Here is a 17633-nt window from a genome sequence, read left to right as displayed (position 1 = left end):
ATCCAATCATATTGCCCGGCTCGCGTAAAGCTTCAGCTCAGCTGCCAGGCAATCCAGACCGCCGCCGCGGCGATGATCCAGAGCGCCACGCGACCTGAGCGCGATTCGCGCGCCTCCGCCTTGCCGATGGCGTCGACCGTGCCGGGATCGAGCTTCATGCCGGTTTCGGCCATCTCCTCGATTTCCAGCGACAGTTTCTCGGTGCGGTCGGCCAGTTCCGGCAGCGCGCGGGCGAGGCGGCCGAGTGATTCCAGCCCGCTGCGCGCGTCGGTCAGGATCGCCGCCGGTCCGAGGTTGCGCGCGATCCATTCGCCGACGACCGGCTCCGACGCCTTCCACATGTTGAAGCGCGGATTGAGCGCGCGGGCATTGCCCTCGACCACCACCATGGTTTTTTGCAGCAGCAGCAATTCCGGCCGCGTCTGCATGTCGAAAATGTCGGTGACCTCGAACAGCAGCGTCAGGAGGTTCGCCATCGAGATCGTCTCGGCCGGCTGGCCGTGGATCGGCTCGCCGATGGCCCGGATCGCCTGCGCGAAGGCCTCGATGTCGTGATGCGGCGGCACGTAGCCGGCCTCGAAATGCACCTGCGCGACGCGCCGGAAGTCGCGCTTGATGAAGCCGTACAGGATCTCGGCCAGGAACCGCCGCTCCTTCAGCCCGATCCGCCCGGCAATGCCGAGATCGACGGCGACGATATCGCCCTTCGGATCGACGAACAGGTTGCCGGGATGCATGTCGGCATGGAAGAAGCCGTCGCGCATGGCGTGGCGCAGGAAGCTCTGCACCACCGTGTCTGCGAGCTTGTTCAGGTCGTGGCCCGCTTCGCGCAGCGCGTCGATTTCGGACATCTTGATCCCGTCGACCCATTCCAGCGTCAGCACGTCGCGCCCGGTGCGCTGCCAGTCGACTTTTGGCACCCGGAAACCCGGATCGTCCTGCGTATTCTCGCGCAATTCGGCGAGCGCGGCGGCCTCGAGGCGCAGATCCATCTCGATCTTCGTCGTCTGCGCCAGAGTCTCGGCGATCGCCACGGGCCTGAGTCGCCGCGAGGCCGGAATGTGCTTTTCCTGCAACTGCGCGAACAGGAAGAAGGCATCGAGGTCGCGCGCGAAACGCCGCCGCACACCCGGCCGGATCACCTTGACCGCGACCTTGTGCGTCTCGCCGGTCTCGTCACGCACCGTCGCCTGATGCACCTGCGCGATCGATGCGGCGGCGACCGGCTCGCCGATTTCCTCGAACAATTCGCTGACCGGCTTGCCCAGCGAATCCTCGATGCGCGTCATCGCGTCGGCCTTCGGGAAACTTTCCATCCGGTCCTGCAGATGGGCAAGATCGAGCGCCAGGTCGAGGCCGATCACATCCGGACGCGTCGCGAGGAACTGCCCCAGCTTGGCGTATGACGGCCCGAGCCGCGCGATCGCCTTCGACATGCGTTCGGCATTGTCGAGTTTCTGGCTGCGCCGCCGCGCCAGCGCCGTGGCGATGCGGTGTCCCGTCGCCGCCGAGCCGGTCAATCCTTGAGCGGGCAGGCCGGCGATCACGCCCTCGCGGGCGAGCACCCAGCCGGCGCGCATCAGCCGGAGTGTGGCCATGGTTCGGTTCATGAAATCAGAGCTTCCAGCCGGAATGCAGCGCGGCGATCCCGCCGGTATAATTCGTGTAGGTCACGCGGCCGAAACCGGCATTGCGGATCATTTGCGCGAAATTCTCCTGGTTCGGGAACTTGGCGATCGATTCCACCAGGTAGCGATAGGGTTCGCCGTCGCCGGTCACCATCTGGCCGATACGCGGGATCGCGTTGAACGACCACTTTTCGTAAATGGTCTCCAGGAGCGGCGCGTCGACCTCGGAAAATTCCAGGCACAGGAAGCGCCCGCCGCGTTTCAGCACCCGCCAGGCCTCTCCGAGTGCCTTCGGGATGTCCGGCACGTTGCGGATGCCGAAGGCGATCGTATAGGCGTCGAAGGAATTGTCCTCGAAGGGCAGGTCCTCGGCATTCGCCTCGACGAATGTGAGATTGTCCGCGATGCCGCGCTTGACCGCCCGGTCGCGGCCGACTTCCAGCATCGAGCCGTTGATGTCGAGCACGGTGACGTCGGCATTGCGGCGCGACGCCTCGACGATACGGAACGCGATGTCGCCGGTGCCGCCGGCGACATCGAGCGAGCGCCAGCGGCCGCGCTTCGGCGGGTTGAGCGATGTCACCATCGCGTCTTTCCAGACCCGGTGCATGCCCGCCGACATCAGGTCGTTCATCACGTCGTAGCGCTGCGCCACCTTGTGGAACACGTCGTTGACGCGGCCCTGCTTTTCGCCTTCGCCCACATCGGCAAAGCCGAACGACGTCTTCATCGCGCTGCCTGCGGTGGTTCTGGATTGCGACATGGGTCCCGTCCGTCTGGTGATGGCGTTGCCGGTTTCGTTTCGAGCCTAGCCTATGCCGTCAAACGGGGCCATTGCGCAAGCCGTGCCATCGTGTCACGGAGGTCTCCCCTTCACTGCCGGAGTCGTCATCCATGGTCCTGAAAGCGGAAATCCACTGTCATATCGAAGGCGCGGCCAGTCCTGCTCTGGTCGAGGCCCAGGCGGCGAAATATGGCGCCGACGTCTCCGTCATCATTCGCGACGGCTCCTATGTCTGGTCCGATTTCACCTCCTTTCTGCATTGCTACGACGTCGCCTCGATGCTGTTTCGCAACGAGGACGATTACGCGCTGCTCGCCGAGACCTATCTGGCCGACCTTGCCTCCCAGGGCGCCATCTATTCGGAATTCTTCATCTCCACCGACCACGCGATCCATGCCGGCCTGACGCCTGACGCCTATGTCGCCGGCCTCGCCGAGGGCATGCGCCGCGCCCGCGAGAAACACGGCATCGAATCGCGCATGATCGCGACCGGTTTGCGCCACGAGGGCCCGGAAGGCGTCGAAAGGGCGTCGCGCTGGGTCGCCGAAAATCCGCACCCGCTCGTCACCGGCTTCGGCATGGCCGGCGACGAGCGCACGTATCACCCGAAGGATTTCGCCCGCGCCTTTGACATCGCCCGCGACGCCGGTCTCGCCATCACCGTCCATGCCGGCGAGCTGGTCGGGGCGCAGAGCGTCCGCGATGCGCTCGACTGGCTGAAGCCGGCGCGCATCGGCCACGGCGTGCGCGCCATCGAGGATCCGGCGCTGGTCGCGCGGCTTGCCGACGAGGGCGTCGTGCTGGAAGTCTGCCCCGGCTCCAACATCGCGCTCTCGGTCTTCCCGTCCTATGACGAGCACCCCTTCCCGAAATTGCGCGATGCCGGCATCAGGGTGACGCTGTCGTCGGACGATCCACCCTTCTTCCACACCTCGCTGGCGCGCGAATATGAGATCGCCGAAGAACACTTCGGCATGGACGAGGCGGCGCTTCTCGGCGTCACACGCACAGCCATCGAAGCCGCCTTCGTCGACGAGGCGACGCGGGCCGCCCTCCTCGCACGGCTCTCCTGACGATACTGGCTATGGAAAGAGTGCGGGTTTGCGCGGCGACGGCTTTTCCCGCCCCCCGCCGCCCGCTACTGTGTCCGCCACACAGTCAAAGAGGCATCCCATGGACAGCGTAACCGTCGTCGATCACCCGCTCGTGCAACACAAGCTCACCTTCATGCGCAAGCAGGAGACCTCGACCGCCGGCTTCCGCCGGCTTTTGCGCGAGATCTCGCTTCTGCTCTGCTACGAGGTGACGCGCGAATTGCCGATGACGATGGAAACCATCGAGACGCCGCTGGCGGAGATGGAGTCGCCTGTCCTTGAGGGAAAGAAGCTGGTCTTCGCTTCCATCCTGCGTGCCGGCAATGGCTTGCTTGAAGGCATGCTCGATCTGGTTCCCTCGGCCCGCGTCGCCCATATCGGCCTCTACCGCGACCACGAGACGCTGGAGCCGGTCGAATACTACTTCAAGGCGCCCGAGAACCTCCCCGACCGCCTGATCATCGTCGTCGATCCGATGCTGGCGACCGCAAATTCCGCCATCGCCGCCGTCCAGAAGCTGAAGGAGCGCGGCGCCAGGGACTTGCGCTTCGTCTGCCTGCTCGCCGCGCCGGAAGGCATCGCGAAGTTCACCAAGGCGCATCCCGACGTGCCGCTCTTCACCGCGGCGATCGACGAGAAGCTCAACGACAAGGGCTATATCGTCCCCGGCCTCGGCGATGCCGGCGACCGCATGTACGGCACGAAATAGATCGCTTCCGGCCGCGTTGAGTCTCGGCTTTCCCTGTCCTAGGCTTGGCGGCGATCGCACCGTAACGAACCGCCTTGGAACATGGAAGCCGGAAAAAAGAACATCTTCGTCGTCGGGCTCGATCCGTTCAATCTGAAATTGCTGCGCTCCGTGCGCCATGCGGATGACTACGCCTTTCACGGCCTGCTCGACTACGAAGAAATCGCAACCGCCGGGCGCTTCGACATGGAGGCCCTTCTCGACAAGGCGCGCCACACGCTGAAGGCGTTTCCCGGGCCGGTCGATGCGATTGTCGGCTACTGGGATTTTCCGACCGTCCTGATGATGCCGATCCTGCGCGAGGAATTCGGCCTGCGCGGCCCCTCGCTCGAAAGCGTGCTGCGCTGCGAGCACAAATACTGGGCCCGGATCGAACAGGCGAAAGTGGTTCCCGACGAAGTGCCCCGCTTCGAACTGGTCGATCCGTTCGACGACAAGGCCGCCGGCAAACTCGGTCTCGACTACCCGTTCTGGATCAAGCCGGTGAAGGCGCATTCGTCGCTGTTCGGATTTCGGATCGGCAATCGCGCCGAGCTCGAATTCGCGCTGACGAAGGTCCGCGCCGGCATTTATCGCTTTTCCGAACCGCTCGACGTGATCATGGGTTACGCGGACCTGCCCGACGAGATTGCCGCCGTCGACGGCACGAAATGCATTGCCGAGGAGATCATCTCGCATGGCCGTCAGTGCACGCTGGAGGGTTATGCCTTCGAGGGCGACATCGAGATCTACGGCATCGTCGATTCGATCCGTGGACCCAACCATTCCAGCCTCGAGCGCTACGAATATCCGTCGAGCCTGCCGCAATGCGTCCAGAAGCGCATGAAGGAATCCGCGACTGCCGTGATCCGCGCCGTCGGTCTCGACAACACGCCCTTCAACATGGAGTTTTTCTATCGCGAGGAAGACGACAGCTTGGCGCTGCTCGAGATTAATGCTCGCATATCCAAGTCGCACAGCCCGCTCTTCGACAAGGTCGAGGGCGTGCCGCACAAGGAGGTGATGATCGACGTCGCGCTCGGCAAGCGCCCGGATTATCCGGCGAAGCGCGGCCGCTTCCGCTATGCCGCGAAATTCATGCCGCGCCTCTATGGCCACCATGACGAGGTGAAGGTCGCGCACGCGCCGGCGTCGGAAGAAATCAGCGCGATAGAAAGCCGGTTCCCGGGCGCGGAGATCCAGTTGCATCTGCAGGACGGCATGCGTCTCGGCGACATGCCTCATCACGACGCCTACAGTTACGAACTGGCCGCGATCTTCATCGGCGCCAATACCCGCGCCGCGCTGCGCGACGATTTTCACGCGATCATGGATGCTATGGACATCCGGTTCGAAAAGGACGGAGAGGCCTGGGCATGACTGCGGAACCGCGCATTCGAACGGATTTTCCACGCAAGGTGCGCAGCATCGAGAATGTTTTCATTCCGATGCGCGACGGCGCCCGGCTCGCTGCCCGGATATGGCTGCCGGAGGATGCCGAAACCGCGCCGGTCCCAGCCGTCCTTGAATACATTCCCTACCGCAAGCGCGATTTCACCCGCCATCGCGATTCCGTCATGCATCCTTACGTCGCCGGTCACGGCTATGCCTGCGTCCGCGTCGATCTGCGCGGCAGCGGCGATTCCGACGGCGTCCTGACCGACGAATATCTCGCCCAGGAGCTGCAGGACGGTTGCGATATCATCGAATGGCTGGCGGCCCAGGACTGGTGCACCGGCAAGGTCGGCATGATCGGGATATCCTGGGGCGGCTTCAACGGCCTGCAGGTCGCCGCGCTCCGTCCGCCTGCGCTGGCCGGCGTCATCTCGCTGTGCTCCACCGACGACCGCTATTCCGACGACATCCACCACATGGGCGGCTGCCTTCTCGGCGACAACCTGTCCTGGTCCTCGGTGATGTTCTCTTACAATTCTCTGCCGCCGGACCCGGCGGTCGTCGGCGACCGCTGGCGCGACATGTGGCGGCAAAGGCTGGAGGGAAGCGGCCTGTGGCTGGAGACATGGTTGCGTCACCAGCGCCGTGACGATTACTGGAAGCACGGCTCCGTCGCCGAGGACTACGCCGCTGTCCAGTGTCCGGTCATGGCGGTGTCCGGCTGGACCGACGGCTATTCCAACGCCGTCTTTCGCCTGCTGGAATACTTGCGCGTTCCGCGCAAGGGGCTGGTCGGGCCTTGGAGCCACAAATATCCCCACATCGCCGTGCCCGGTCCGGCGATCGGTTTCTTGCAGGAGACCGTGCGCTGGTGGGATACCTGGCTGAAGGATATCGACACCGGCGTGATGGACGAACCGATGCTGCGCGTCTGGATGCAGGACAGCGTTCCGCCGACGACCAGCTATACCCACCGGCCGGGCCGCTGGGTCGGCGAACCGGACTGGCCGTCGAAAAACGTTTCGCCGCGCAGGTTCCGGCTCGCCGAACATGGCCTCGAACCGGCCGATGCGGAGGTCGAGCAGGTGCCGGTGACGATCCAGTCGCCGCTCACCGTCGGATTGTTTGCCGGCAAATGGTGTTCCTATGCCGCCGGCCCGGATCTCGCCCATGATCAGCGCCAGGAGGATGGCGGCGCGCTCGTCTTCGAAAGCGATCCGCTCGACGATCCGCTCGAAATCCTCGGCGCGACGGTGGTCGAACTCGACGTCGCCAGCGACAAGCCGCTCGCCATGGTCGCGGTGCGTCTGTCCGATGTCGCGCCCGACGACAAGGTGGCGCGTGTCACCTACGGCCTCCTCAACCTGACGCACCGCAATTCGCGCGAGCGGCCGGAGGCCATGGTGCCCGGCGAATTCTGTCGTGTCCGGGTAAAGCTCAACGATGCGGCGCAGGTCTTTCCGCGGGGCCATCGCATCCGCGTTTCGATCTCGACCTCCTACTGGCCGCTCGCCTGGCCGTCGCCGTCGCCGGTGCGCCTGACGATCCGTGCCGGATCGAGCTTCGTCGATCTGCCCGTGCGTGGCCGCCGGGCGGAGGACGAACATTTGCGGGAACTCGAGGCGCCGGAGGGCGCGGCGCCGGCGCCGCGCCGCCATGTCGAGCCCGGCCACCACAATTGGCTGCTCCATCGCGACCTTGCCAGCGACAAGTCCACGCTCGAAGTCATCAATGACAACGGCAAGGTCTATCTGGAAGACATCGACCTCGAGGTCGAGAACCGCGCCTTCGAGTGGTATTCCTCCTACAACGACGATTTCCTGTCGCCGAAGGGCGAAACGCGGCTGATCCGCGGTCTCAAGCGCGGCGACTGGTCGGTGCGCACCGTCGCCCACACGGTCCTGACATCGACGGAAACGGAGTTCCGCATCAACGCCGATCTCGACGCCTACGAAAACGGCAACCGCGTCTATTCCCGCAACTGGAATGTCACGATCCCGCGCGATTGCGTGTGAACGACGCCCCGCCCGTTACAATTTTAGCGAAACCCTTCACGCCTCGCTAACCGCGCCGCCGATTTGGCCCGCGCATTTAACGCCCGCCACACCGGTTTGTGCGACTATTTCGCCCGCTGGAAAGGCTGCCTCATGCTGCGTTATTTGATCATGGTGGTTTCGGTATCGTTCTCCGCGCTGACCGCGGTGGCGTTCCTGAACGACAATCCGCAATTCGTCGATACGGCGGCGACCGTCGTCAAGGACAAGCTCGAATCGCGCCAGGCGAGCGAGGCGGTCGCGCAGCAGCCGACGCGCATCTATTCCGGCACCGAGCGCCTGCGCGCCGATGCCCGCGGCCACTACATCGCGGAATTCAGCGTCAATTCGCGCCGTGTCACCGGTGTCGTCGACACCGGCGCGACCACCATCGCCATGAACCGCTCGGAAGCGCGCCGCGCCGGCATCCAGGTCGCGCCGAACGAGTTCGTCTACAAGATCAGCACCGCCAACGGCGTCGTCATGGCAGCCCGTGTCATCGTCGACGAGGTGCGCATCGGCACGATCCGCGTGCGCAATGTCGAGGCGATGGTCATGGAAGACGATTCGCTCAACATCGTGCTGATCGGCATGAGCTTCCTCAAGCGCCTGCGCAATTTCGAATTTTCCAACGGCACGCTGGTGATGAAGCTTTGATCCCGCTTATCCGGGAATCCGTTCGGCGACCGGTTTCCTGATCTCCGGTTTCTCGTCCGCGATGTCATAGGCCGCCAGCACCGCCTCGCGGGCGGCCTCCAGCGTTGCTTCATCGCGCGCATGGACCAGAGCCAGCGGATCGCCTTTCGCGATGCTCGTGCCGACCGGCTGCAGGCCGGTGATGCCGACCGCGTGGTCGATCTCGTCCTCGCGCTTGCGCCGTCCGCCGCCCAGTTCCACCACCGCGACGCCGATCGCCCGCGTCCGGATCGCCGTGACATGGCCGTCGCGCGGCGCCTCGACGCTTGCCGTCAGCGGTGCGCTGGCGAGGTGGTTGTCGTAATTCTCGACGAAATCGGCCGGACCGCCCAGCCTATACACCATCCTGCCGAAAATCTCGGCCGCGCGGCCGGTCTCCAGCGCCTCGCGCGCCCGCCCCAGCGCGATGGCCGGATCGTCATCGATCCCCGATACCACCAGCATCTCGGCTGCGAGCGCCAGCGTCACGGTCTCGAGCCGCGGGTCGCGGTGCCTGCCGGTCAGGAATTCAACCGCGTTCTTCACCTCGACGGCGTTGCCCGCCGCCGATGCCAGCGGCTCGTTCATGTCGGTCATCAGCGCCGTCGTCTTCGTGCCGGCTCCGTTGGCGACCCGCACCAGCGTCTGCGCCAGTTCCTTCGCCTTGTCGAAATCCGCCATGAAGGCGCCGTTGCCGAACTTCACGTCGAGCACCAGCGAACCGAGCCCGGCGGCGAGCTTCTTCGACAGGATCGACGCGGTAATCAGCTGGATGCTCTCCACCGTCGCCGTCACGTCGCGCACGCCGTAGAAGCGCTTGTCGGCCGGCGCGAGATCCGCCGTCTGGCCAATGATCGCGCAGCCGATCTCGTCCACGGTCTTGCGGAACAGCGCGTTATCGGGCTGCGTCGTGTAGCCGGGGATCGAATCCATCTTGTCGAGCGTGCCGCCGGTATGGCCGAGGCCGCGTCCCGAGATCATCGGCACCGCCAGCCCGCAGGCTGTTGCGATCGGCGCCAGCATCAGCGAGACGTTGTCGCCGACCCCGCCGGTCGAATGCTTGTCGCAGATCGGCCGTTCGATTTCCGGCCATTCCAGCACGTCGCCGGAATCGCGCATGGCGAGCGTCAGCGCCACGGTCTCGTCGGCGTTCAGGCCGTTGAAGTAGACCGCCATCGCGAAGGCCGAGATCTGCGCGTCGGTCACCGAGGCGTCGGTGATACCGCGCACGAATTCCGCGATCGTCTCGGTGGAGAGCGTACCGCCGTCGCGTTTTTGCCGGATGAATTCCTGTGGCAGCACGGGTCAGTATCCCGATGCCGGCTCGGCCGGCGTGTCGCCCGAAAGTGTCGCCAGCACGTTGCCGAGCAGGCTCGACGCGCCGAAGCGGAAGGTTTTCGGCGACACCCAGTCCTTGCCCATGATCTCGTCGGCAAGCGCCAGATACTGGCCCGCTTCCTCGACCGTGCGGATGCCGCCCGCCGGCTTGAAACCGCGCGCCGGGTCGCCGAACGTCTTCAGCACCGTCAGCATGATCCGCGCTGTTTCCGGCGTTGCGTTGACGGCGACTTTCCCGGTCGAGGTCTTGATGAAATCCGCGCCTTCCTCCAGCGCCATCTGCGATGCCGCCTCGATCAGCGCCGGATCGCCGAGTTCGCCGGCTTCGATGATGACCTTCAGCCGCGCCACGCCCTCGGTCGCGGCGCGGATCGTCGCGATCATCGAGCGCGCCGCTTCGGTGTCCCCGGCGGCGAGCGCGCGATAGGGCATGACGAGGTCGATCTCGTCGGCGCCCGCGGCGATCGCATCCTTGGTTTCGTGCAGCACGTCCCGTTCGCCGCCGTCGCCCGACGGGAAATTCACCACCGTCGCGATCTTCACGGCGCTGTCCGGCCCGAAGATCTTGCGCGCCTGCGCGACGAAACGCGGCCAGATGCAGATCGCCGCCGTGTCGCCGAATGAGGTTACCGCCTGCGCGCACAAGGCGTCGATCGCCTCCGGCGTGCAGTCGTCGTTCAGATTGGTCAGGTCGATCAGGCCGAGGGCCCGGCTGGCGATCTCTTTTTGTGAAGCCAAGGGACTACTCCAGGGGGTTATTGCATGTCGGCGATCGCGCGCGTCAGGATCGCTTGCAGTTTCTTGCCGCCGATGGGCGCCATGTCCTTGGTCTCGGCGTGCGACAATTCTCCGCCGGTCATCCCGGCTCCGTAATTGGTAATCACCGAACAGGCCGCGCAGGCAAGGCCGAGGAACCGGCCGAGAATGACTTCCGGCACCGTCGACATGCCGACCGCGTCCGCGCCCATGATGCGCGCCATGCGGATTTCGGCCGGCGTTTCGAAGGACGGCCCGGAAAACCACATGTAAACGCCCGCGTCGAGGGCAATGCCCTCGGCCTCGGCCGCCTTGGAGATCGTCTCGCGCAGCCCGGAATCATAGGCGCTCGTCATGCCGACGAAACGCGCGTCGTCCTCCTCGCCGATCAGCGGATTGGTGCCGGAGAAATTGATGTGGTCCTCGATCAGCATCACCGAACCGGGCGCGAGTTCTTCGCGCAGCGATCCCGCCGCATTGGTCAGGATCAGCTTCTCGATGCCGAGCCCCTTGAGAACCTCCAGCACCGGCCGCATCGCCGCCGCGTCGCCCTTCTCGTAGTAGTGCACCCGGCCCGACAGCAGCAGCACCGGCTTGCCGCCGATCGTGCCGGCGACGACTTCGCCGGCATGGCCGCTGACGCCGCTTTCCGGAAATCCCGGCAGTTTCGAATAGGAGACGCGCACCGGGTCCTCGACCGCGTCGACGAGGCCGCCGAGTCCGGAGCCCAGCACCAGCGCGACGCGCGGAACCAGCCCGTTCAACGCTTCCACGATGACATCGCTCGCCGTCTTCATTGTGAAAGTATCTCCGTCTTGAAGCCGAGCGGCAGCAACTCGGCCATGCTGATCGTCTTGGTGATGCCCCGCTGGTCGGTCAGGTGGACGCGGGCATCCGCCGGCGCGAATTCGGCCAGCCGCTGCCGGCAGCCGCCGCAGGGCGTGCATTCGTCCAGCTTTTCCGCCGTCACGCAGATATCGGTGATCCGGCCGCCGCCGCCCATGACGTAATGCGACAGCGCCGTCGTCTCCGCGCACCAGCCTTCCGGGAAGCTGACCACCTCGATATTCGCACCGGTGAATATCTTCCCCTCCTCGGTCAGGATCGCCGCGCCGACCGGGAATTTGGAATAGGGCGAATGGGTCTTTGCCATCGCCGTGCGCGCGGCGTCGAAGAGCTGGTCGAGTACCGTCATCCGGGCATTCCTTTCGCGGGGGATGGGCCGCCCCCGGCATGCAAATCCAAACAAGGGGCCGAAACTAGCATGGCATTTCCGTTTATCCAGCCGCGAAATGAAGGCTTTGCCCGTTATGGTTCCCCGTACGCAAAGCTTGTGCCTTTTCGGAACCCTTCGCCGCCGCTAGACTGTTACCCAACCGCAGGGAGACTGGCATGGCGAATGGCGCCGACGATCGCTTCGACGAACTCGAAATCATGGCCGCCCATCAGGCGCGCCTGCTCGAAGACCTGAATGAGACCGTCGTCCGCCAGGCCAAGGAGATCGAGCGCCTGGAGCGGCTGGTCGAGGCGCTGATCAAACGGTTTCAGGCCGTCGAGGAACAAGTGCAGGCCGACATTCCCGTAACCAAACCGCCGCATTGGTAGGTCGAGGATACCGCCTTCGTGATTTCTAGTCTGGATCTTGGCTCTCTGGCGCCGGCAGTCGTCGCGCTGGTCATCGTGGCGATGCTGATCGCCTTCGTCGCCGAGTGGCGGCCGCCGGAAATCACCGCCGGCGTCGCCGTCGCCCTGCTTCTGGTGGTCGGCATTCTCGACATCTCCGACGTGCTCGGCGTTTTGTCGTCGAGCGCGCCTGCGACGATCGCCGCGATGTTCGTGCTGTCGGCGGCGCTGATCCGCACCGGCGCCGTCGAATATTTCGCCCGCATCGTGACGGCGCATGCACGCACCTCGCCGATGGTCGCTTATGCAGCCTTTCTGATCGCGGTCGCGGTCGCCTCGGCGGTCATGAACAACACGCCGCTGGTCATGCTGATGATCCCGGTCGCCACCTCGATGGCGCGCGAGATGGGCGAATCGCCGTCGCGCATCCTGATACCGCTTTCCTATGCCGCCATTCTCGGCGGCACCTGCACGCTGATCGGCACCTCGACCAACCTGCTCGTCGACGGCGTCGCCCGCGATCTCGGCATCGCGCCCTTTCACATCCTCGAAATCGCCCCTGTCGGCATCGTATCGACTCTTGCCGGCATCACCGCGATGATGCTCGGCCGCAAGCTGTTGCCCGATCGCGAGACGGCAAGCAGCATCTCGGCGGTGACGTCTGGGCGCAAATTCATTGTCCAGGCCGTGATCGAAACCAACTCGCCGCATATCGGCGCTCCGGTGCGTTCCATCCCCGTCTTCAACCGGCCCGACCGCCGCCTCGTCGACGTCATCCGCGGCGACGTCTCGCTGCGGCGCGAACTCGATCACACGGTGCTCGAGGCCGGCGATATCCTCGTGCTGCGCACGCCGATTGCCGAAATCCTGTCGATGAAGGAGGAGGGCGAACTGACGCTCGGCGCCGCCAGCCACTTGCAGCAGACCGCGGCGCGCTCCTCCGAGGTGGTCGAAATCCTGATCGGCCCCGGCGCGCGGGTGCTGAACCGGACGCTCCGGCATCTGCGCCTGTGGCGGCGCTACGGCGTCTACCCGATGGCGCTGCACCGCGGCGGCATGAACATGGCCGACCGATTCGAAAAGACGCCGCTGGAAGTCGGCGACACGCTTCTGGTCGAAGGCGCGCCGGAGGATCTCGCCCGCTTCGCCGAGGACAACAATCTCGTCAATGTCGCCGAGCCGTCCGAGCGCGGCTTCCGCCGCTCCAAGGCGCCGGCCGCGATCATCATCACCGGCGCTGTCGTCGTCGGCGCCGCCTTCAACGTCATGCCGATCGCCGCGCTCGCGTTGATCGGCGCCGTGCTCGTGCTGGTTCTGCGCTGCGTCGAGGTCGAGGAGGCGGTACAGTCCGTCGACTGGCGCATTCTCGGCCTGATCTTCGCCATGCTGTCGATCGGGGTGGCGATGCAGGAGACCCGGCTGGTGGTGATCCTTGTCGATTATGTCACGCCGCTGCTGGCGGAGTTTTCGCCGCTGGTGGCGCTCGCCGCCGTCTATGTCCTGGCGACGGTGCTGACCGAGATCGTCACCAACAATGCCGTCGCCGTCATCGTTACGCCGGTCGCCGTTGGGCTCGCGCATTCGCTCGGGCTCGATCCGCGCCCCTTCGTCGTCGCGGTGATGATCGCGGCAAGCGCCAGCTTCATGACGCCGATCGGCTACCAGACCAATACGCTGGTCTATAATGCCGGCGGCTACCGGTTCACTGACTTCCTGCGGCTTGGCTTTCTGCTTGACCTGACCACCTTCGCGACCGCGATGTTCGTCATTCCCAGGGTCTGGCCGCTCGTTTGACGGCAACAGCCTGATCGGAAAACGAAAATCCCGGGCTCGAGAGCCCGGGATTCCCGGTTGCCGATTGGCCCGTCCAACCGATCAGTAATCGTGCTTCAAATCTTCCGTACCGGCGTAGGCTTCGCCGTCGTCGAACATGGACGTTTCAAAAATTACGGAAGCGAAAACTAAATCTACCCGACCCCCAAAATCTTGGGATATTCCTTGAGTTCCAATCTACCACAAGCCGCTCCCGGGCAAAGGGGGGTCGGACGAATCAGGCCGGTGCGTGGCAATTCGGCAACAGTGGTTTTCATGCGACATCAATGCGCGCACGCGGCCGGGCCAGCCGTTCCGGAAGCGGGAATGCCGTTCTCGCCAAGAATCCGCTTGACTCGTTTGGAACGATCCAATAAATCGCTGTAAAACAAATTTGGAACGTGCCAAAAAGGAGGACACGGATGCAGTGGGGACTTATCGGTGCAAGTACCATCGCATCCGAACATGTGATCGGCGCGATCCGCGCGCAGCCGGGCCACACGATCAGGTCCGTCATGAGCTCCAGCGCGACCCGCGGCGCCGATTATGCCGCAAAGCATGAAATTCCCGAGAGCATGACAGACCTCGACGCGCTTCTCTCCGATCCGGCTATCGGCGCGGTCTATATCTCGACGACCAACGAGAAGCATTTCCCTCAGGCCATGGCGGCGATCGCGGCCGGCAAGCATGTTCTCTGCGAGAAACCGCTGGCAATGACGCTGGCCGATGCGGTCGAGATGGTCCGCGTCGCCGAAGAAAAGGGCGTCGTCTTCGCCACCAACCATCATCTGCGCAATGCCGGTTCGCATCTGGCCGTCCGCGACCTCATCGCTTCCGGCCGTCTCGGCCGCATCCTCTCGGTGCGCGTCTTCCATGCCGTCCATCTGCCTGCGCATCTGCAGGGCTGGCGCATCAACGATGCATCCGCCGGCGGCGGCGTGATTCCCGACATCACGGTCCATGACGCCGACACGGTTCGCTTCTATCTTGGCGAGGATCCGGAGACGGTTGTCGCCAGGGCGGGGGCGTCCGGTATGGGCGAGGGCGTCGAGGACAGCGTCATGTCGGCCTGGACGATGCCGTCGGGCGTGATGGTCCAGACACATGAAAGCTTCACCCATCCCTTCGCCGGCACCGGCATCGAGGTCCACGGGTCCGAGGGTTCTGTCTTCGCGCGCAACGTCATGACCCAGCGCCCCGTCGGCGAAGTCGAACTGATCAACGGCGACGGACGCCATGCGGTCGCCTTCCCGGAACACGATCTCTATGCCCGCTCCCTGTCGCTATTCGCCGATGCGGTCGCCGGAAACGGCAGGCCCTCGGCCGATGGAGTCGACGGCGTCAAGTCGCTTGCCGTGGCGCTTGCCGTTCGCGAGGCCGCCCAGACCGGCCGCGCCGTCACCGTCGATTACGGAGGCCTTTGACCAATGGTCTCGAAGATCGTCACCGCCGGGGACGCCGTCGCGCGCATTGCCGATGATGCGGTCGTTTCCGTGTCCTCCTCCTCCGGCCTCGGCTGCCCGGACAAGGTTCTGGAAGCCATCGGTGCGCGCTTCGAGCGCGAAGGCCATCCGAGGAACCTAACGACGCTGCACCCGATCGCCGCCGGCGACATGTACGGCATCAAGGGCGTCGATCACATCGCCAGGGACGGCCTGCTCTCGACGATCATCGGCGGCTCCTATCCGAGCGGCCCGTCTTCGCTGCCCATGCCCGAGATCTGGCGCATGATCGTCGAGGACCGGGTCGCCGCCTACAACGTGCCGTCCGGCATCATGTTCGACATGCATCGCGACGTCGCCGCCCGCCGGCCGGGCGTGCTGACAAAGGTAGGCCTCGACACCTTCGCCGATCCCGTCCGCGAGGGCTGCGCCATGAATGCGGCCGCCGCCGCGAAGCCCATCGTCGCGCGCGTCGAACTCGCCGGCGAGACATGGCTGCATTTCCCCAACATCGTGCCGGACGTCGCGATCCTGCGCGCGACCACCGCCGACGAGCGCGGCAATCTCACCTATGAGCACGAGGGCGCCTATCTCGGCGGCCTCGACCAGGCGATTGCCGTGCGCAATCATGGCGGCCTCGTCATCGCCCAGGTCAAGCGCGTCACCGCGGCCGGATCTCTGCGCCCGCACGACGTGCGCGTGCCGGGCCACCTCGTCGATCTCGTCGTCGTCGATCCCGATCAGAAACAGACGACGGAAACCGTCTACGATCCCGCCATCTCCGGCGAGATCATCCGGCCGCTGTCGAGCTTCCACCTCGCCGAGCGCGGTATCGAAAAGGTCATCGCGCGCCGCGCCGCGATGGAGCTGAAATCCGGCCAGACGGCCAATCTCGGCTTCGGCATTTCCGCCATGGTGCCGCGCGTCCTCCTCGAGGAGGGCCATGCCGGCTCGGTCACCTGGGCGATCGAGCAGGGCGCAGTCGGCGGCATGCCGCTGACCGGCTTCGCCTTTGGCTGCGCGTCCAACGCCGACGCCTTCATGCCGTCGCCGAACCAGTTCACCTATTTCCAGGGCGGCGGCTTCGACGTCTCCTTCCTGTCTTTCCTCGAGGTCGACATCAACGGCAACGTCAACGTCTCCAAGCTCGGCAAGAAACCCTATCTGACGGCGGGCTGCGGCGGCTTCGTCGATATCACCGCCCATGCGAAGAAGATCGTCTTCGGCGGGCTGTTCGAGGCCAGCGCCGAGCTCGAACTGACCGAGCAAAGCCTGCGCGTCATCAAGCCCGGCAAGTTCACCAAGATGGTCGACGCCGTCGAGCACGTCACCTTCTCGGGCAAGCGCGCCCGCGAGACCGGCCAGGAAATTCTCTACGTCACCGAACGCTGCGTCATCCGGCTCGAAGCCGACGGCCTTGTTGCCACCGAGATCATGCCCGGAATCGATCCCGAGGCCGATATCGTCGCCGCATCGCAGGGTCGCGTACGCGTCGCGCCCGACGCGGTCCGCATGCCGGTCGCCCTCCTGTCGGAAGGTAAGATGGGGCTTACGCTATGAGCGCGCTGCATCTCATCCGCGATGGCGCGGTCGCCGAACTGCGCCTCGACAATCCGGGCAAGCTCAACGCGCTGACGATCCCGATGCTCGAGGCGCTTGATGCCCATTGCGCCGAACTGGAGCGCGATCCCGCCATCCGCGCCGTCATCGTCACCGCCGAGGGCGACCGCGCCTTCTGCGCCGGCGCCGATATCAATGCCTGGTCGGACCTTCCTCCTGCTGACTTCGCCAGGCATTGGGTGCGGGACGGTCACCGGATATTCGACCGTCTCGCACGCCTTTCCAGGCCGACGGTTGCCGCGATCTCCGGTCATGCCTTCGGCGGCGGGCTGGAGCTGGCTTCCGCCTGCGACATCCGCGTCATCGCGCCGGCCGCGACGCTAGCGCTGCCCGAGGCCGGCGTCGGCATCGTGCCCGGTTGGTCCGGCACGCAGCGTCTCGCCCGCCTGTTGCCCGAGCCGGTGCTGAAGGAAATGGCCCTGTTCGGCCGCCGTTTGTCCGCCGAGCGCGCGCTGGCCCTCGGCTTCGTCGCCGAGATCGCCGACGACGCCCCCGCCGCCGCCCGCGCCATCGCGGAGAAGGCGCTGGGCCAGTCGCCGCGCGCCACCGAGGTGGCGAAATACATGATCCACGGCGCCGTCGGCGAGGACAGTTCCGCGATGATCGAGGCGCTGGGCAGCGGCATGATCGCGGCGAGCGCCGACAAGGCCGAGGGCGTCGCCGCCTTCCGCGCCAAACGCAAACCGGATTTTTCGGGCAAATGACC

General features: G+C 65.2%; 16 protein-coding genes. 10 read left to right on the top strand and 6 right to left on the bottom strand.

Translation table 11 applies throughout. The features are described 5' to 3' along the window. Positions 1-32: 32 nt before the first annotated feature. Together ubiB and ubiE are read right to left on the bottom strand one after the other, a co-directional pair. A complete protein-coding gene (gene ubiB, locus IG169_RS00735; protein WP_193174231.1) occupies positions 33-1610 on the bottom strand; it encodes a 2-polyprenylphenol 6-hydroxylase in 1578 nt (525 codons plus the stop codon). 4 nt (positions 1611-1614) lie between these two features. Beyond that, positions 1615-2391, bottom strand: coding sequence for a bifunctional demethylmenaquinone methyltransferase/2-methoxy-6-polyprenyl-1,4-benzoquinol methylase UbiE (gene ubiE, locus IG169_RS00730; RefSeq protein ID WP_193174230.1), 777 nt, complete (start codon positions 2389-2391; stop codon positions 1615-1617). A gap of 131 nt (positions 2392-2522) precedes the next feature. Between ubiE and IG169_RS00725 the strand changes: the two genes are divergently transcribed. The 5 genes from IG169_RS00725 to IG169_RS00705 all read left to right on the top strand — a co-directional run bounded on the left by IG169_RS00725 (position 2523) and on the right by IG169_RS00705 (position 8318). Next, positions 2523-3485 (top strand): adenosine deaminase, encoded by a 963-nt coding sequence (locus IG169_RS00725; protein ID WP_193174229.1) that lies wholly within the window; start codon positions 2523-2525, stop codon positions 3483-3485. 100 nt (positions 3486-3585) lie between these two features. Beyond that, positions 3586-4215, top strand: coding sequence for a uracil phosphoribosyltransferase (gene upp, locus IG169_RS00720; protein WP_193174228.1), 630 nt, complete (start codon positions 3586-3588; stop codon positions 4213-4215). An 81-nt stretch (positions 4216-4296) separates the two neighbouring features. Further along, positions 4297-5613: an ATP-grasp domain-containing protein gene (locus IG169_RS00715; protein ID WP_193174227.1), complete on the top strand. Its 1317-nt coding sequence runs from the start codon at positions 4297-4299 to the stop codon at positions 5611-5613. After that, a complete protein-coding gene (locus tag IG169_RS00710) occupies positions 5610-7643 on the top strand; it encodes a CocE/NonD family hydrolase (protein WP_193174226.1) in 2034 nt (677 codons plus the stop codon). Before IG169_RS00715 ends, IG169_RS00710 begins: the two co-directional genes overlap by 4 nt. Before the next feature lie 132 nt (positions 7644-7775). Continuing rightward, positions 7776-8318: a retropepsin-like aspartic protease family protein gene (locus IG169_RS00705; protein ID WP_193174225.1), complete on the top strand. Its 543-nt coding sequence runs from the start codon at positions 7776-7778 to the stop codon at positions 8316-8318. 6 nt (positions 8319-8324) lie between these two features. On the opposite strand, the gene deoA is transcribed toward IG169_RS00705, so the two are convergent. The 4 genes from deoA to cdd are packed head-to-tail and all read right to left on the bottom strand — an operon-like array spanning position 8325 to position 11625. Continuing rightward, positions 8325-9638, bottom strand: a complete 1314-nt coding sequence (gene deoA / locus IG169_RS00700) for a thymidine phosphorylase (RefSeq protein ID WP_193174224.1) — start codon at positions 9636-9638, stop codon at positions 8325-8327. A gap of 3 nt (positions 9639-9641) precedes the next feature. Further along, positions 9642-10412, bottom strand: coding sequence for a deoxyribose-phosphate aldolase (gene deoC / locus IG169_RS00695; protein ID WP_193174223.1), 771 nt, complete (start codon positions 10410-10412; stop codon positions 9642-9644). A gap of 17 nt (positions 10413-10429) precedes the next feature. Beyond that, positions 10430-11227 (bottom strand): purine-nucleoside phosphorylase, encoded by a 798-nt coding sequence (locus tag IG169_RS00690; RefSeq protein ID WP_193174222.1) that lies wholly within the window; start codon positions 11225-11227, stop codon positions 10430-10432. Further along, positions 11224-11625: a cytidine deaminase gene (gene cdd / locus IG169_RS00685; protein WP_193174221.1), complete on the bottom strand. Its 402-nt coding sequence runs from the start codon at positions 11623-11625 to the stop codon at positions 11224-11226. Before cdd ends, IG169_RS00690 begins: the two co-directional genes overlap by 4 nt. A 197-nt stretch (positions 11626-11822) precedes the next feature. Here cdd and IG169_RS00680 point away from each other — a divergent pair, with 197 nt between their 5' ends. The 5 genes from IG169_RS00680 to IG169_RS00660 all read left to right on the top strand — a co-directional run bounded on the left by IG169_RS00680 (position 11823) and on the right by IG169_RS00660 (position 17631). Then, entirely contained in the window at positions 11823-12035 is a 213-nt protein-coding gene (locus IG169_RS00680; RefSeq protein ID WP_193174220.1) for a SlyX family protein, read from the top strand. Positions 12036-12053: 18 nt separating this feature from the next. Then, positions 12054-13847, top strand: coding sequence for a sodium:proton antiporter (locus tag IG169_RS00675; RefSeq protein ID WP_343225510.1), 1794 nt, complete (start codon positions 12054-12056; stop codon positions 13845-13847). 440 nt (positions 13848-14287) lie between these two features. After that, a complete protein-coding gene (locus IG169_RS00670) occupies positions 14288-15289 on the top strand; it encodes a Gfo/Idh/MocA family protein (RefSeq protein WP_193174219.1) in 1002 nt (333 codons plus the stop codon). A 3-nt stretch (positions 15290-15292) separates the two neighbouring features. Continuing rightward, positions 15293-16867 carry an acyl CoA:acetate/3-ketoacid CoA transferase gene (locus IG169_RS00665; RefSeq protein WP_193174218.1) on the top strand — a complete coding sequence of 525 codons (1575 nt, stop codon included), beginning with the start codon at positions 15293-15295 and terminating at the stop codon, positions 16865-16867. Further along, positions 16864-17631, top strand: a complete 768-nt coding sequence (locus tag IG169_RS00660; RefSeq protein WP_193174217.1) for an enoyl-CoA hydratase/isomerase family protein — start codon at positions 16864-16866, stop codon at positions 17629-17631. The genes IG169_RS00665 and IG169_RS00660 overlap by 4 nt, the downstream gene beginning before the upstream one ends. Positions 17632-17633: the final 2 nt, after the last annotated feature.

The sequence above is a fragment of the Oricola nitratireducens genome (assembly GCF_014904745.1).
GTDB classification, from domain to species: Bacteria; Pseudomonadota; Alphaproteobacteria; order Rhizobiales; family Rhizobiaceae; genus Oricola; species Oricola nitratireducens.
Note: the sequence above shows the minus strand (reverse complement) of the source record. Positions and strands in the feature narration are given on the sequence as shown.

Coding starts and splice junctions, on each gene's coding strand:
- ubiB (WP_193174231.1), bottom strand. CDS start 1,610: ATGAACCGAACCATGGCCACACTCCGGCTGATGCGCGCCGGCTGGGTG.
- IG169_RS00670 (WP_193174219.1), top strand. CDS start 14,288: ATGCAGTGGGGACTTATCGGTGCAAGTACCATCGCATCCGAACATGTG.
- IG169_RS00715 (WP_193174227.1), top strand. CDS start 4,297: ATGGAAGCCGGAAAAAAGAACATCTTCGTCGTCGGGCTCGATCCGTTC.
- IG169_RS00680 (WP_193174220.1), top strand. CDS start 11,823: ATGGCGAATGGCGCCGACGATCGCTTCGACGAACTCGAAATCATGGCC.
- IG169_RS00710 (WP_193174226.1), top strand. CDS start 5,610: ATGACTGCGGAACCGCGCATTCGAACGGATTTTCCACGCAAGGTGCGC.
- IG169_RS00725 (WP_193174229.1), top strand. CDS start 2,523: ATGGTCCTGAAAGCGGAAATCCACTGTCATATCGAAGGCGCGGCCAGT.
- cdd (WP_193174221.1), bottom strand. CDS start 11,625: ATGACGGTACTCGACCAGCTCTTCGACGCCGCGCGCACGGCGATGGCA.
- IG169_RS00690 (WP_193174222.1), bottom strand. CDS start 11,227: ATGAAGACGGCGAGCGATGTCATCGTGGAAGCGTTGAACGGGCTGGTT.
- ubiE (WP_193174230.1), bottom strand. CDS start 2,391: ATGTCGCAATCCAGAACCACCGCAGGCAGCGCGATGAAGACGTCGTTC.
- IG169_RS00665 (WP_193174218.1), top strand. CDS start 15,293: ATGGTCTCGAAGATCGTCACCGCCGGGGACGCCGTCGCGCGCATTGCC.
- IG169_RS00660 (WP_193174217.1), top strand. CDS start 16,864: ATGAGCGCGCTGCATCTCATCCGCGATGGCGCGGTCGCCGAACTGCGC.
- upp (WP_193174228.1), top strand. CDS start 3,586: ATGGACAGCGTAACCGTCGTCGATCACCCGCTCGTGCAACACAAGCTC.
- IG169_RS00705 (WP_193174225.1), top strand. CDS start 7,776: ATGCTGCGTTATTTGATCATGGTGGTTTCGGTATCGTTCTCCGCGCTG.